This is a genomic window from Citrobacter koseri ATCC BAA-895 (assembly GCF_000018045.1).
GTDB lineage: Bacteria > Pseudomonadota > Gammaproteobacteria > Enterobacterales > Enterobacteriaceae > Citrobacter_B > Citrobacter_B koseri.
Genome location: NC_009792.1, coordinates 813,015 through 829,169 on the forward strand (window position 1 = coordinate 813,015; position 16,155 = coordinate 829,169).

Sequence of the window (16,155 nt, forward strand, 5' to 3'; positions counted from 1 at the left end):
AGTTATCCTGTCTGTGCTGTTTTTTTAGTTATTAGTATGGAGAAATGATGACTCATATTGCTGCCGACATATTAACGGCTTTTATGAGACTACCGCGACAGACGGAAAGAGAAAATGATTTTATCCGTCACGCGGGGGCAAGATGAAAAATAGTACGGAGCCCGGTTGAAATCGCCTTGTATCTCAGGGTTGTTAACGTTAATTGTTATGATATAACATATCCAATTAATGGTTCGATCATGGAAGAGGTTAAGTATTGTGCAATTCGTCGCATCCAGTGATAACCCGGCGAGTGCTCTAAGCGTCAATATTGCGTCGCTACAGCGACCCGGAGGCGGAGAACTGCTTTGTGCAATTCGCTTTGAGGTTGAGGAAGGGAAATGCCTGGCCGTTATTGGGCCTAACGGCAGCGGTAAAACGTCTTTACTGAGGGCAATAAGCCAGGAACTCCCCCTTCAGAAGGGCGATATTCAGCTACTGGGCCAGTCTGTTTCGGCGCTGTCGCGGCAGCAGCGGGCAAAGCAGATCGCCGTTCTGGCGCAAAATGATACGCCCGATCTGAGGCTGGCTCTTGAGGATTATGTGGCGCTGGGGCGTATCCCGCACGCCCGGGATGCACCACGCGACAGGCATGATGCCATCGTGACGAAGGCCATTAAAGAGACGGGATTACTGGCGTTGCGAAAGCGGTCGCTGTCCGCGCTTTCTGGCGGAGAAAGGCAGCGGGCGGCGCTGGCGCGGGTGTTAGCTCAGATGCCGAGCCTGGTGCTGCTTGATGAGCCAACCAACCATCTGGATCCCTCCGGTCGGGTGGAACTGCTTTCGTTGGTGAAAAACAAGGGGATAACGGTGGTGGCGGTATTGCACGATCTGTCGCTGATTGAATCTTTTGCTGACCGCGTTCTTCTTCTGTCGCAGGGAAGAATGGTGCTCTGCGACACACCGGAGCGTGTGCTGGTGTCTGAAAACCTTTATCCCGTTTTTGGGTTGACCTGCTTTACCGTACCACACCCTGATACGGGGAAAGCGCTGCGTATTTTTGAAGTTCCTGGCTATGCATAATAAATATCTGAGGATTGTGATGAAAAAATTGCTTGCAGGCATGGTTGCTATTTTGTCGGTATCGGCAGTAGAGGCTGCGGATTTTCCTGTCACCATAGAGAGTTGTGGAACACCCGTGACGTTCACGGAACCGCCAAAGCGAGCGATTATTAATGACCTTAATATGTCTGAAATGGCGTTCGCTCTGAATTTACAGGATCGTATCGTCGGTCTGACCGGCATCAGCGGGTGGTACAAAATGACGCCGGAATTTAAAAAAGCAATGGGGTCGATCCCTGAACTGGCACCGAAATATCCCTCTCTGGAAACATTGCTGGCGGTTAATCCAGATTTCTTTTTCGCAGGCTGGAATTATGGCATGAAAGTAGGGGGTGAAGTGACGCCTTCTTCACTCAATAAATATGGCATCAAGACTTTTGTTCTGAGCGAAAGTTGCGTCTTTACTGCCGCGCATAAGCGTAAAGCCAGTATGGATCTACTTTATAATGACGTACTGACGCTGGGGAAGATTTTTGGTAAGCAAGATGACGCTCGGGCGCTGGTTAATCGCTGGAAAAAGACGCTGGAGGCGCTGCCCAAACCGCCGAAAGGAACCCGACCATTAAGCGTGTTTGTTTATGATTCGGGAGAGGATAAACCTTTTACCAGCGGGAAATATGCGATGCCTGACGCCATTATCGAAGCGGCTGGTGGTAAAAATGCGATGGAGGCGCTGGATATCAGTTGGGGCACAACTTCCTGGGAAAGTGTGGCTGCCACTGAGCCGGACTTTATCATTCTGCTGGATTATCAAACGGGAAGTGGGGCTGATGAGCTTCGTCACTTCCTGGAAAATCACCCGTTGATGAAACTCACGCCAGCGGTGAAACACCAACGTTATCTGAAGCTGCAATATGCTGAACTGACGCCAGGCCCTGCGAATGTCAAAGCAGTAGAAAAACTGGCGCGGGCCATGTATCAGACGGCTGCACAATGAGTTTCACTTCGTACCGTTACTACTGGGCGATGTGGAGCGCGGTGGTGGTACTGGCAGGATTAATGTTACTCAGTATTGCCAAAGGCGCTGTTTCGTTATCGCTGTTGCAGGTGCTGGGGGCGATAGGGATTGCAGATGTGCCGGTATCGGATATGGTCAGCAGAATTGTGATTGATTTACGCGTGCCGAGGACGCTGCTCTCTGTACTTACAGGGGCAGGACTGGCGATAGTGGGCGCGTTGTTGCAGACCACCACACGTAATGATCTTGCCGATCCATTTTTATTTGGGCTGTCATCGGGCGCATCGGCGGGCGCGGTACTGGTCATTACCCGATTCGGCAATCAGCTTGGCACGCTGACGCTCCCCGTATCGGCATTTGTTGGTGGGATCTGCTCCGCTATGGCGGTGATATTACTGTTCCACTTCAAAAAGCAACGTGGGGCTGAGCAGTTAATTATCAGTGGGCTTGCTATCTCCTTTCTGTTTGGCGCGTTAACCAGCTATTTCATTTTTTCTGGCGATCAACGTGCCGCCAGTTCCGTGCTGTTCTGGTCACTGGGCGGCCTGGGATTAGCCAGTTGGGGCAATCTGCCTTTCGCCTTACTGAGCCTGATATTACTGAGCGCTTTTATTCTGCTGCGATGGCGTGCGCTGGATGGCATGCTGGCCGGTGAGCAGACGGCGTTATCGCTGGGGATTAACGTCAGCCGCCTGCGGATGGAAATTTTCCTGTGCTGCGCGCTGGCGACCTCTTTCTTAGTGGCACTGACGGGAGTGATCGGCTTTGTTGGGCTGATGGTGCCACATCTGTGTCGGTACTTTTCTGGCGTTAAGCATCTGCTTTTACTGCCTCTTTGTGGTGTCTGGGGGGCTGTGCTGTTGTGCGGCGGCGATATTGTCAGCCGAACGTTGCTGACCTCGCAGGAACTGCCTGTCGGCATTATTACGGCGGGTATTGGCGGTTTGTTTATTATTGTGTTGCTCGCCAGAACGTCGTCAATATGACGGCCAGAAACGGTAAGCGGCTGGAACGTATACCTGATTGTGGTTGTTCGGAGTACAGAAAAGCAAAAAGCCCGCTAAAAAGCGAGCTTTTCTAAATCTGGCTCCTCTGACTGGGATCGCCTTTGCCAGTAAGTGGCTAATAAGTAAGCTAAACCAGAGTTATCTTCCTGTCAAGACCACCAGAATGACCACCAATAGGAGCTGGCTACATAAATTTGGTTTGAGCTTCCCTACTGCATGTGGTGATAGTTACTATAGTGTCCCTACGTGGGAAGCGCTGATCCTCTCCCCTAGTGGAACTGTGTCTAAAGAGCGATAACAGTCCGCTCAGGGCGTGAAGCGGAAGTTGCTAAATCAGTCTATGTTAATCAACGAGGAGCTGGTAGATAAGATTGACACTAAAAATTATGGTGATGGTTCCAATAACGTGTTTGTTATCTGGACTTTATCATTAAAATCCTCTACAAAATCCGAGTGTTTTAAATTTCTAGGCTTCGTACATCTACAATCTGTACTCGTTGAAATTTCTTCATCTCCAGAGAAGTACTACAAGTTACGTATCCATCAAGAACGTGTTATGGAAGGTATGATGCCTGAAGAACCAAAAGCCATAGTTATAGAAGATACTGAGTGGGGGTGTATCCACTCGCAGTATCACTACCAAGATAAAGATCCTGCGATAATAACATGTATCGTAAACGTAAATAATACTGACTTAATAGCTACAGAGCTTGTGAACTCAGTGTTGAATACATCCTGAATTTCTTCTCTCGATGCTGGTACACAGCGATCATATAAAGTTACCGCGAAAGAAACGACTGATCCTACCCTCGTAATATGGACACTGCTCTAAGCGAGGTTCTGGTTTTCAAATTGTTCCGGAGTGAGACCGCCACACCAACTGTGCCGTCGCCAGCGACTGTAATCACATTCGATATAATTAAACACCGTTGCCCGCATTATTTCCCGGCTGATAAAGTGTTCTCCATGGAGACATTCCACTTTCAGTGAATGAAAGAAGCTTTCCACGCAGGCATTATCGTAGCAGCAGTGTAAATAGACCCATTTTAGTTCCATACACTTTTTGAGATCCCGGCCAAATAATGGCGCTGTCGGTATTCCTCCGGTGTCATATTATTCAGCGATTCATGCGGGCGTTCACAGTTATATTTTGATAACCATTTTTCAGTGATTTCCCGTACTTCATTCAGCGTTCTGAACAGATAAAAATCGAGTATTTCTGTTCGGTATGTCCGGTTAAAGCGCTCAATGAAAGCGTTCTGCGTCGGCTTACCCGGCTGGATAAACTCCAGTTTTATTGCATGTTTCTCTGCCCATTCAGCCAGTGCCAGGGAGATAAATTCCGGGCCGTTATCCAGACGAAGCATGGCCGGATAGCCACGGTTTGCCGCGATCCTGTCGAGTACACGGACCACTCGCTGAGCTGGCAGATTCAGATCGATTTCAATCGACAATGCCTCACGGTTAAAATCATCAACGACATTGAACATGCGAAAACGACGGCCACAGACCAGGGCATCATGCATAAAATCGACAGACCAGCTCAGGTTCAGACTCCGGCAGGCCTGACGGATACTGAGTTCGAACGTCGTTATCAGATGAGTAACCAGCTCACGCTTAAAGGCTGGTTTTAAAGCTTTTTTTCGATAACGTCTTTCAGCGCCCGGTTCTCCAGACTCAGGTCGGCAAACATTTGTTTTAGACGGCGGTTCTCGTCCTCAAGATCCTTGATTTTCTTAATATCAGAAGCCTCCATGCCGCCGTATTTGGACTTCCAGTTGTAATAGGTGGCTTCAGAGATTCCGGCCTCGCGACAGACATCTTTAACAGTTCGTCCGGCTTCAACCGACTTAATCACGGCGATGATCTGATGCTCAGTAAAACGGGCTTTACGCATAGCGCTCTCCTTCGTTGGCAGATTGATTATGCCGGATGATCTCTAAATGTGAATGGCACGATTATGCGGGATACTTACACCACCGACGGAATATGAAAATCAATATTATCGACGGCTCAGAAGTGTCTAGATTATCCGTGGCGATTCAATTCTGCCCATTTGACGAATGAATTAGCTGATAGTCGTGGTGATAAAGTTGGGACTGCATAGGAAATAGCTCAATAGTTATTTTAGGGGTGATGAGTGGAGAGGCTAATGCGAGAAATGAGTTACATATTTTCCATTGAGAGAAATAAACAGGTGAACCTCTATATTTTGAAGTTAGTTTTTTATTTGTTAAATGAAATTCAATACAATCCAGTCCTAAAGATAGGCCTTTACCTCGATATTTGATGTAAGCTTCTTTGAGCGTCCACATTTTCCAAAAAAGTAATTGACCTTCATAACGAGGAAGTGAAACTATGTTAGTAGCTTCCTGTGGAGTAAAAAAATGCTGACTGATATTCAGATAAGAGTTGTCTAAATCTCTTATTTGTTCAATATCGACACCAAGCTCGCAGTGAGAACTAATAGCAACGGCTACTGTATCTATAGTATGGGAAAGGTTAAAAAAAATCTTTTTTGCCAACTGAGGAAAAACTATAAATGGTTTGCCATATTTGCACGTACTAAATTGCCATGATTGTAATGAGACATCAGGTTGATATCTTTTTAGTGCTGTTTTGAGCAGGATACGGCTTAAAATATAGAGTTCTTTATCACTCACAAAATGAAACTGATCATAGCGTTTTATTTCTTCCTCATTGAGATAGTGAAGGAAGTTATCTCTACTGGTTTGATGAAAAAAACTAGTATGTCCAATTAATATATCAATCCTCATTTAGATAATCTCATTCCTGTTAGCAATGTGTATAGCGTGATTCGTATTCCGAGCTTGTATTTTATGTTTGATGTTTTTCACATGAAACTTTACTGTGTTTATTGATATGTTAAGATTATGTGATATTTGAGAGTACTCATCACCTTGTGCCAGCATGCGCAATACTTGTCTTTCACGCAGAGATAACGGGTTTTTTTCTTTGAACTTATCCATGTTTCCCCCCATCCTGAATGGTATCTGTGTATCTGTGTATCTGTGTATCTGTGTATCTGTGTATCTGTGTATCTGTGTATCTGTGTATCTGTGTATCTGTGTATCTGTTGTTTTGGCAGTATTTAAGAGGAATTTACGATACAACGGTTTTTATGTAAATGGGAATTACGCATTATTTTCTATGTGGTGGCTGTATCAATTCATACCCGCTACATCATGTATGTACTGCATGACTTACATGTTTTTGCTTACAGACAGAATCTAATTCATTGAAGAAAAACATGTAATCAGAATATAAGGATTTTTTGGGGGTATTCCTGTAAGTGATAAAATGCAATATGATTATATGAATACGCAATAAAAAACTATACTTGCGGATAGGTGTGCCATTTAGAATAATCATGTTAAATAATCTATAAATCCGATAATAAGGTGATGGTTATGGATAATACCTCTGGAGATTTTCCATGTAATAAGATGGACACGCGTAAGCAGTTACCGCTAACACCAAGTCAACAGGGGTTTTTATTCCATTCCTTAAAGGATAAGAAAAGGAGTAACTACCATGAGCATTTTACATGCATTTTTTCTCAGCATGTAGATAGCGCCCACTTCAAGTGGGCGCTGGAAACGTTATTTCGAAAGCATGAGTGTTTTCGCACTGATTATAACTGGGAGATTGATGAGCGCCCTTGTCAGGTGGTGAAGACCGATGTGTTGCCGGATATATATGTGTTAGACTGTGAGCAAGAGGAAATACGTTTTCTACTAGCTAATGATGACATTATCATTCCTGTCCCGCAGGATGACGGTATTGATGCTATAATTCCTCAACTGCTACAGGCTGATTTAAAATACCCATTTTCCTTGAAAACGATCCCAGTCCGGGCCTACCTTATTCAGTCAACGAAAGAAAGTGCTTTTATACTATCATACCATCATATTGTGATGGATGGCTGGAGCTTATCCCTTTTCATTAAACAGTTGCTCCAACTCTATGGAGCGGCTGTGGTCAGTGGTGTGAGGGATGATAGCGCCATTATCCCCTCATCTCTGAAACCCCTTGTAGACACACTGTCGGCCCGACGTCACACCTTTCAGCACGACTATTGGGCTGCATATCTTCGGGAGGGAACACCAACTTGTATCGTGCCGCTGTCACAATATCACACAGATACTGAAGCCGAGAACAATTCTTACGTTAATCAAACAAATCATGTGGAGATCAATTTGTCTCCGGATGTGTGTCAGAAAATACAGACGCTATGCAGCGATTATCGTATCACCCCCGCAGTAATCTTCTATGTGGCCTGGGGCATCCTGCTACAACGTTGGTGCTATGCTGACGATGTGTTATTCGGCGCGACAATATCAGGGCGAAATATACCAATTGATGGTATAGAAGAAACACTAGGGCTATTTATTAACACGTTGCCGCTGCGTCTGCGTGATGATGGGGCGACACTGTTGCAACACTTACAACGTATGCACCAAACACTAATAGCTCACTACAGCAATGAACATGATGCCTTAGCCAGCATACAACGGTTGGTACATAAAGAAGGTCATGCTGGGGATCTTTTTAATACCTTAGTGGTGTTGGAGAATTATCCCGTTGATATGACATTATTGTCATGCGCGTCGCCCGTGGCAATTCGCCATCTCAGTGTACATGAACAAACGCACTATCCGCTGACCTTGACCATCACTCAACAGAAGGGATTCCGTTTCAGTATTGCATATGCCCTTAACTACCTGACCAACAACATGGCGCAAGCGTTGCTGATGCACCTGAGTTATCTGCTTGAACAACTGGTGGACAATCCGCAGCGCCCCATTGCTGCGTTGGTAAACTTGTCCCCATGCCAGCAGGCGCAGGTACTTCAACCCTATCTGGAACGCATGGCATGCCGGGATTGGGATAGTCAATCCAACGTCATCGAACAATTTCATCAAGTTGCTGCGACTTCGCCAGCACAGGTCGCAGTGGTTGATGAATTGTGCGCGTTGACCTATTCGGAGTTGGCAGCACAAGCTGAGCAGCTCGCGGCTTATTTGGTACAGCAGGGTGTTATGGTTGGCGATACTGTAGGCATAATTAGCGAACGCCGGGTAAACACCGTGGTTGCCATCATCGCCATCATGTTGATCGGGGCTGCTTATGTGCCCATCAGCCCCGACTACCCAGTGGGTAGGATGCAGGAAATTATTGATGACAGCGGCTTGGCGCTGTTGCTGGTACATGGCAAACCGCTAGATGCATTAAACGTTGCGCAGAGTGACCTCTGTGCATTTCCCGTCGCGCCCTCGGTGGTATTTCCGGTTATCACACCAGATTCTCGCGCTTATGTGATTTATTCATCGGGGTCGACGGGTAAGCCAAAAGGTATCGCGGTGGCGCACCGCGGTTTATTGCGCCTGATACAAGGCGACAGCCCGCTGAAGGTGGAGAGCGGTGAGACAACGCTGCTGACCTGCCCATTTGAGTTTGATGTTTCGGTGTTTGAGATGTGGTCTACCTTGCTCAACCACGGCAAACTAGTATTACTCAGCAAACAGGCATTACTTGATATCAATCACATTCGCCGCACGATCGCTGATGAACAGGTGGCGCGCGCCTGGTTTACCTCATCCTTGTTTAACTCCTATGTGGCAGAAGGTGCCGATTTCTTCGGTATGTTACAACACATTACGGTGGGCGGCGAAGCAGTATCTGCGTGGCATGTCAACGACGTGATGCAAAAATACCCGCATCTGGTGGTGACAAACGGTTATGGGCCGACGGAAAACACTATTTTTACCACCGCATATCGTTTCAACGGGTTGCAACCCGCCCGAGTCCCGATAGGATACGCGGTACCGGGCACCTCGCTCTACATTACCGATCTCCATGGGCATTTGTTGCCTATCGGTGCCACCGGTGAACTAGTGGCGGGTGGAGTGGGGGTCGCCATCGGCTATCAGAACAACCCGGCGCTAAGTGCGACGGTTTTTGTCCCTGATCCTTTTATTCCCGGCGGTATGATGTACAAAACTGGCGATTATGCCCGGTTGCTGGATGATGGCTGTGTTGACTGTTTTGGGCGTAAAGACGGTCAAATTAAGATCAATGGACAACGAATTGAAACCGGAGAGATCGAGCAGCGCCTGCTGGAGTGCTCCGGCATTATCGAGGCGGTAGTGGTTCCTTACCGCGTACGTGAAACGCTGCATATTGCGGCAGTGGTCTGCGTCAATGATAGCTATGATGAGGTGGAAGTTCGAGGGCAATTGGCTGACAGATTGCCGCCATTCGCTATTCCGGAATCCTTGGTGGTGGTGACGGAGATTGCAAAAAGCCATAGTGGCAAGGCCGACTTGGCGCAGTTGCGGTATCTCCTGCCCGCAACTCAGTGCAACGCCGTGTCCACCACGATATCAGAGGTGCATAGTGACATGGAACATGCGCTGCATGCTATCTGGCAACGCGTACTTGATAGACAAGACATTGATAGCAATGCCTCCTTTTTCGCCCTCGGTGGCACCTCATTGGATACCATCAGGGTTAAAGGGGATATTAAGCGGCAACTTGGCTTGGAGATTGATATTACCGATCTCTTTAAGTACCCAACGCTCACGGCGTTAGCACATTTTCTCGATACTGCCGTATCGCCGGAGGATGCAATTCCAACGCGTGCTGTTGTCTACAGCGACATGCCGGTGGCGATTGTCGGTATGGCGGGACGTTTCCCCGGTGCGGCGAATATTGCAGCGTTGTGGACGCTGGTTGTAGGAGGGGAATCGGGATTAACACTGTTCAGTGATGAAGAGTTGCGCGCGCATGGTGTGACACCTGACACGCTTAAACAAGCGAATTATATAAAAACCAAAGGGATTGTTGATGATCACGAATGGTTTGATGCGGATTTCTTTGGTTATACTCCCAACGAGGCGGAATGTATGGATCCGCAAATTCGCTTATTGCATCAGTGCTGCTGGCAAACTCTGGAACACGCTGGGTGCGATCCTGCCACCTTTACTGGTGCGATTGGCATTTATGCCGGACTGCTGACATCCCCCCACTGGCTTAATGCGGTAATGCAAGACACTACCGACTCTACCGCCCTGTACAAGGCCAGTATCCTGAATATCCATTCCGTCACAGCATTGATTGCCCATGCGCTTAACCTCACCGGCCCTGCCGTGACGCTTGACACCGCCTGCTCCACTTCGGCAGTGGCTATCCACCAGGCCTGCATCGCACTACGTAACCGGGATTGCGATGCGGCATTGGCGGGCGGCGTTTCTATCGAGATGCCTGCGTACCGGGGCTATGAATATCATGAAGGCATGATCAATGCGCGAGATGGTGTCTGTCGTCCTTTCGATAGCCAAGCCTCTGGCACAGTCACCGGTGATGGCTTAGGAATGCTGCTGCTAAAACGTCTGGACGACGCGCTGGCGGATCGGGACTGCATCTATGGTGTGATCAAAGGTTCGGCGGTCAATAATGATGGCAATAACAAAATCGGCTATACCGCGCCGAGTGTGATCGGGCAATCAACGGTAATCCGCACCAGTTTGCGCCGTGCCGGTTTTGATAGCGACAGTATCGGATTGGTGGAAGCGCACGGCACCGGTACGGTGCTGGGTGATCCTATTGAGTTACGTGCGCTTAATGAGGTGTTTGGCCCAACACCTGTTCCGTTTTGTGTGGTTTCAGCGCTGAAAAGTAATATTGGCCACCTCAACTCCGCTGCGGGAGTGGCGGGCGTCATCAAAACAACGCTCGCCCTGCATCATCAAGTGTTGCCACCAACAGCGCACTTTCGCCAACTCAATCCTGCTATAGATCTATCGCGTTCTGCATTGTACGTTAACCAGCAAGTCCAACCGTGGCCGTCGACGCGTCCTCGTCGTGCACTGGTGAGCTCCTTCGGCATCGGCGGCACCAATGCCAGCATCGCACTAGAAGCACATCAACATGAGGACGACCCTTCAGCGACGGGGGTACGCGACAGCTATCTGTTGTTGTTCTCCGCTAAAACACCCGCTGCGTTAGAGTTGCGCGTGGCCTCCACACTGGAATATGTCAAGCATGGAGTAGGGGTGCGCCTGCCGGATGTGGCTTATACATTGCAAACTGGACGCACAGCCTTTGACCATCGGCGGGCTTATTTGGTGAGTCGTGGGTCGAAAATCGATCTCTCCTGTGCCACGATATTGCAAGCGGAAATCTTCAATGGTCAGCGCACGACAGCGGAGATCTGCTTCATGTTTCCTGGTCAAGGTAGCCAATATCACGGCATGGCCAGCGCGCTCTATGCTCATCAACCCATGTTTCGCCAGCACATGGATCGCTGCTTTGCTGCATTCCAACGCTATTCGACGGTCGATCTCAAGGCGTTGTTGTTTGACGATGAGGATACGCGGGATATTGATCAAACGCAGTTCACACAACCGGCGTTGTTCTGTGTCGAATACAGCCTAGCGCGCACCTTGATTGATCTGGGGATTACGCCGGACAGTATGATCGGGCACAGTCTGGGCGAGTATGTTGCGGCCTGTATTGCTGGCGTATTTACTCTTGAGGATGCGCTGCACGTCATTGAGGCGCGCGGACGTTTGATGCAGTCCATGCGTCCCGGTAGCATGATGGCGGTCTACCTTAGTCGCGAACAGTTGACCCCATGGCTAGCTGCAGAACGGGGTATTGAACTGGCAGCTAATAATAGCGCGCATTTTTGCGTAGTCGCGGGCGAGCAGGCGGCCATTTCCCGTTTGAGCACACGCTTAGTCGAGGGCGGGATACAGCACAGGCGCCTGAAAACCTCTCACGCATTCCACTCGGCCATGATGACGCCGATGCTGCACGATTTTGCACAGTTGCTGGGGCAAATCCCGATGCACGCGCCGCACAAGCGCTTTATATCTAATGTAAGCGGTACATGGATTACTGAGGAGCAAGCTACCTCGCCGGATTACTGGGTGCAGCAAGTGCGCAACGCGGTGCTGTTTAGCGAAGGTGCGGCGCAACTGTTGGTACAACCCACGCTGTTTATCGAATGTGGGCCGGGTAATACGCTCTCTACCTTTATTCAAGGACATAACCAATACAGCGATCAGCCGACCCTGTTGACGCTACGCAAAGCCAACGCGGCGATCGATGATGAGCACATGTTGCATCGTACGCTGGCGGCGCTGTGGGTCAGGGGGGAGAATATTGATTGGAGACGCTTTAACCAGACGGCACTCGGCAAGCACATTCCATTGCCGGATTACCCCTTCGAACAGACTTATTACTATCGCTATGGTGCTGCACTTTCCGGTTATCGCCAGTATCCAAATCCTCTGCGCCGTCCGCAAGATGAGTGGCTCCAGCGTGTGCTGTGGCGGATGCACGACACATCCTTGCGGGAGGCGTTCTATGCGCCGGGCGAATTGATCATCATTATTAGTGCTGACGGCGACAAGTTACAGCAGACGCTGATGAGTAGTGGTGTCGACAGCATCACAATGCCGCTGCCGATATCGTCAGAGGACGACGTGTGGGATAATGACCGTATTCTGACGCATTTCCACGACATCTGCGCACTTTTAGCACACAAAACCTACCGACAGTTACATTGCTTGTATGCTCCCGGTGCGGAGGCAGGATCATCGTTGACACAGTCGCTCTCGGGACTTTATCGTGTTGCTCGCTGGTGTATGCACAGCACCACGCCGCTGGCGTCCTTAACAGTATTGACCCATGGTGCGTTTCGCGTACAGGAAGAGGATAATCCCGAACCGACGCTGGCAGCGTTGTCGGGCGCAGTAAACGTGTTTGCCCAAGAGCTGCACCCGACCGAAGTACGATTGATCGATATCGATGCGCAGAGCAGTGATGAGAATCTGAACTTGCTAACCCAGCGTCTGGCCCCGAAACAAGAAACGGTAATGGCGCTCAGGCAGGGGATGCTTTACCTGCGACGCTTTATCCCGACACGGCTGTTGGCGCACTTACCCCCTCAAACAGGGTGTATACCGGGCAACGTACTGTGGATTATCGGCGGTGAAAAGGGGATTGGCCGCATGATCGGCGAAGCGCTTGCTCAGCGTGAGGGAGTCCGTGTGGTACTGAGCAGCCGCACAGGTTATCACCATGAAGCGGTGCAGCAGGACGCATTAGACGTTATCCACTGCGACGTGACGCAGGCGGAGGCGGTTAGAGCTTGTCTGGCAACTCTGCTCGAACGCTATGGACGGTTGGATGGCGTGATTTTTGCTGCCGACGCTACCACCACATTGACACTGCATCAATTGAGCGAATCTGCGCTACGCGACACGCTAACGGTGAAAGAACGGGGTACTGCTAATGTGCTGCATGCGTTAGCGCAACGGAATCTGCTGGATGAGCGTCTGCTACTGCTGTTCTGTAACTCGTTGGCTGCCGTGAATGCGGAGATTGGCCAGACAGGCTATGCTACCGCCAGCGCCTATTTGGATGCACTGGCACAGCAACTGCGTACCCGCTACAAGGTGAATGCGCTCAGTATCGGGTTGGATGCATTGCGTGAGCAGGGCATGTTGTTGGATGCTATAAACGGCAGTGAATACGATGTCTTGCGTGGACTGCGCCCATTGATGACGGGAACGTTGCTACAGGCTTATAAACAACAAGGGGCTGACACCAGCTACTACGCGCGATTATCCCCCGAGTCCGATTGGCTGCTGGATGAGCACCGGATATCCGGTATCGCCACGCTGCCGGGAACCGGCTATCTGGCGCTGGCGTATGAAGCTCTGCGCCATTACTTTGTGCAAGACCAAATCTGCATTGATGAATTGGTCTTTTTGGCACCGTTGACTGTGATGGACAACTGCAGTGTTGACGTTTTTGTTGACATTTCACCTAACGGGCAAGGAGTTAGTGTCGAGGTGAAATCAATGACGGAGCGCTTTAGTGGCACGTTAACAACCCATGCCAGAGGCAGGGCGACGCGTCTGATGGTAGACGATAATGTTGTGTGCGATCTCACGGGGCTGATGCGCGAGATGCACACTATCACTCCTCCAACAAAGGAATTATCGAGCACGCACTTCCACTATGGGCCGCGCTGGCACAGCGTACAACAACTGTATGGCAATACCGCCCAGACTCAGGTTTTCGCAACGCTGGCCCTGCCCACCGTTGCCGCTAATGATACGATCGCACTGCACCCTGCGCTGTTGGACATCGCCAGCAGTGTTGTCGAACAACTGCCTGGTTTTCATACTGATTCGGTACCTTTCCTTTATCAGGATTTACGCCTGTACCGCCCGTTGCCGAACACCTTACATGTGGCGCTGACTGTCAATCGGCACGATGAGGAGGGTGACAGCTACGCTTTCACGCTCTACGACATGGCAGGCGAGATGGTTGCCCGCTGTGCGGCAATGGTGAAGCGCAAGGTACAGCTCCACATACAAGATGTCGATGACGACACGCGACTGCGCGTGCCCAGTGCCGATAACTACCAACTGCGGCTGGCCGCTGAGGGGGAGGGGGCAGGAAAGCTAGCGTTGTGCCCTACGCCGCGCTTAGCGCTGGGGGATTCACAAGTAGAGATTGAGGTACTGGCCACCGGACTGAACTTTAAGGATGTGCTGTTCACCACGGGATTGCTCCGGCAGCAGCCGGGTGAGGCTCCGCTGCAATTGGGACTGGAGTGCGCCGGACGCATTACTCGCGTGGGTAAAAATGTCACTGAATTTGCCCCGGGAGAGGATGTTATGGCGGTGCTAAACGGTGGTTTTGTCCAGTACGCACGGGTAGAAAGCGATTGCGTAGTGAGAAAACCAGCCCATTGTCGCATCGAACAGGCGGCTGCGCTGCCTATCGCATACCTCACCGCCTATTACGCACTGGTGGTGCGCGCTAATTTGCAACCCGGAGAACGAGTATTGATCCACAGTGCGGCGGGGGGCGTTGGCTTGGCTGCGCTACATATTGCCAAACGCTGCGGAGCACAGATTTTCGCCACAGCAGGTAGCGAGCAGAAACGCGATTACTTGCTTTCGCTAGGCGTACATGCCGTAGCTGATTCACACGACGAACAGTTCGCTGCCACTCTGCTGACCGCATCGGACGGACAGGGGATGGATGTGATCCTTAACTCCCTCACAGGCCGTCTGCTTGACGCTAGCCTCGCGCTGCTGGCACCGCTGGGCCGTTTTCTTGAGCTGGGCAGCAAGGACATTGTGGAAGACAAAGCGCTACCGATGCGTTTCTTCGCCCAAGGCGGCACCTTTATTCCGATTAATTTTCACGCGGCGCATGGTGCGTTTAGTCGCTACCTGCAACAGATTGTCGCTTGGATAGATGATAACACGCTACCGCTCCTTCCATGCAAATCCGTACCATTGCCCGAGGTTGCACGCGCCTTCGCCACCCTGACCACGCCGCAGCATATTGGCAAGGTGGTGGTAACGCATCGCACTGCGGCAGGCATGGACCGGCTGAACGCCATGATAGCAGAAAGGCGCCTCGGCGGCTATGCGCTCAGCATGAGCAATGCCGAGGTGATGCGCCAATTGTGGCCGATACTGAACACTCGCAGTCCGTGGGCGCAACTGCTGCTCTCACCTCGGGCGATCGATAGATTAGCGCGGGGCAACCGGGTGGATCGCGGTGTACCGTCTGCCGCTAACGATACGATTACTCAGCAGACAGTGAAAAAGCGGCCCCGTCCGGAAATTGGCGTGCCTTACAGCCCCGCGACACGTGAAGTGGAACGCGTGCTCTGCCAAATCCTGGAAGAGTATCTGGGTCTGGATAGAGTAGGCATTGACGACAACTATGCCGAATTAGGGGCAACCTCACTCGATATGGTGCAACTGAGTGGGCAAATGGCGCGTCACTATCCGCAAGTGAGCGTGGTGTCGCTGTACAACCACGCCACCGTGCGCCAGCTGGCGACGTTTTGCCAGCCCCCGGAGGGCGAGTCAAATGCGCCATCACCACAGCCTGCAGTACAGACGAATACGCGCGCGAATCAGATAGCAAAACGTGCTTTGCAAATTGCGAAAAATACTGCGCGCAGTCACACGTCTTTGCATTAATCCGGGCGCCTCCTCGCCCTGAAGAAAGGTAATGAAG

At 50.3% G+C, this 16,155-nt stretch carries 6 protein-coding genes and 2 pseudogenes; 4 read left to right on the forward strand and 4 right to left on the reverse strand.

The genetic code is table 11. The features are described 5' to 3' along the window. Nucleotides 1–228: 228 nt before the first annotated feature. The 3 genes from CKO_RS03710 to CKO_RS03720 are packed head-to-tail and all read left to right on the forward strand — an operon-like array spanning nucleotide 229 to nucleotide 3,045. Complete coding sequence (locus CKO_RS03710) at nucleotides 229–1,062, forward strand: ABC transporter ATP-binding protein (protein WP_012131821.1); 834 nt, start codon at nucleotides 229–231, stop codon at nucleotides 1,060–1,062. Nucleotides 1,063–1,081: 19 nt separating this feature from the next. Continuing rightward, nucleotides 1,082–2,038 carry an ABC transporter substrate-binding protein gene (locus CKO_RS03715; protein WP_024130219.1) on the forward strand — a complete coding sequence of 319 codons (957 nt, stop codon included), beginning with the start codon at nucleotides 1,082–1,084 and terminating at the stop codon, nucleotides 2,036–2,038. Continuing rightward, nucleotides 2,035–3,045, forward strand: coding sequence for a FecCD family ABC transporter permease (locus tag CKO_RS03720; protein WP_012131823.1), 1,011 nt, complete (start codon nucleotides 2,035–2,037; stop codon nucleotides 3,043–3,045). The genes CKO_RS03715 and CKO_RS03720 overlap by 4 nt, the downstream gene beginning before the upstream one ends. Nucleotides 3,046–3,894: 849 nt before the next feature. Here the strand turns inward: CKO_RS03720 and CKO_RS22160 are convergent. From CKO_RS22160 to clbR, 4 genes and pseudogenes are all read right to left on the reverse strand, one after another. Further along, nucleotides 3,895–4,095 (reverse strand): annotated as a pseudogene (locus tag CKO_RS22160) (IS3 family transposase); the annotation flags it as partial. Nucleotides 4,096–4,112: 17 nt separating this feature from the next. Then, a pseudogene (locus CKO_RS03730) lies at nucleotides 4,113–4,963 on the reverse strand (IS3 family transposase). Between the two features lie 145 nt (nucleotides 4,964–5,108). Further along, nucleotides 5,109–5,843 (reverse strand): colibactin biosynthesis phosphopantetheinyl transferase ClbA, encoded by a 735-nt coding sequence (gene clbA, locus CKO_RS03740; RefSeq protein ID WP_001217110.1) that lies wholly within the window; start codon nucleotides 5,841–5,843, stop codon nucleotides 5,109–5,111. Beyond that, nucleotides 5,844–6,056 (reverse strand): colibactin biosynthesis LuxR family transcriptional regulator ClbR, encoded by a 213-nt coding sequence (gene clbR, locus CKO_RS03745; protein ID WP_000357141.1) that lies wholly within the window; start codon nucleotides 6,054–6,056, stop codon nucleotides 5,844–5,846. 441 nt (nucleotides 6,057–6,497) lie between these two features. Between clbR and clbB the strand changes: the two genes are divergently transcribed. Further along, nucleotides 6,498–16,118 (forward strand): colibactin hybrid non-ribosomal peptide synthetase/type I polyketide synthase ClbB, encoded by a 9,621-nt coding sequence (clbB, locus tag CKO_RS03750; RefSeq protein WP_001518711.1) that lies wholly within the window; start codon nucleotides 6,498–6,500, stop codon nucleotides 16,116–16,118. The last annotated feature ends 37 nt before the right edge of the window (nucleotides 16,119–16,155 follow it).

Coding starts and splice junctions, on each gene's coding strand:
- clbB (WP_001518711.1), top strand. CDS start 6,498: ATGGATAATACCTCTGGAGATTTTCCATGTAATAAGATGGACACGCGT.
- CKO_RS03715 (WP_024130219.1), top strand. CDS start 1,082: ATGAAAAAATTGCTTGCAGGCATGGTTGCTATTTTGTCGGTATCGGCA.
- CKO_RS03720 (WP_012131823.1), top strand. CDS start 2,035: ATGAGTTTCACTTCGTACCGTTACTACTGGGCGATGTGGAGCGCGGTG.
- clbR (WP_000357141.1), bottom strand. CDS start 6,056: ATGGATAAGTTCAAAGAAAAAAACCCGTTATCTCTGCGTGAAAGACAA.
- clbA (WP_001217110.1), bottom strand. CDS start 5,843: ATGAGGATTGATATATTAATTGGACATACTAGTTTTTTTCATCAAACC.
- CKO_RS03710 (WP_012131821.1), top strand. CDS start 229: ATGGTTCGATCATGGAAGAGGTTAAGTATTGTGCAATTCGTCGCATCC.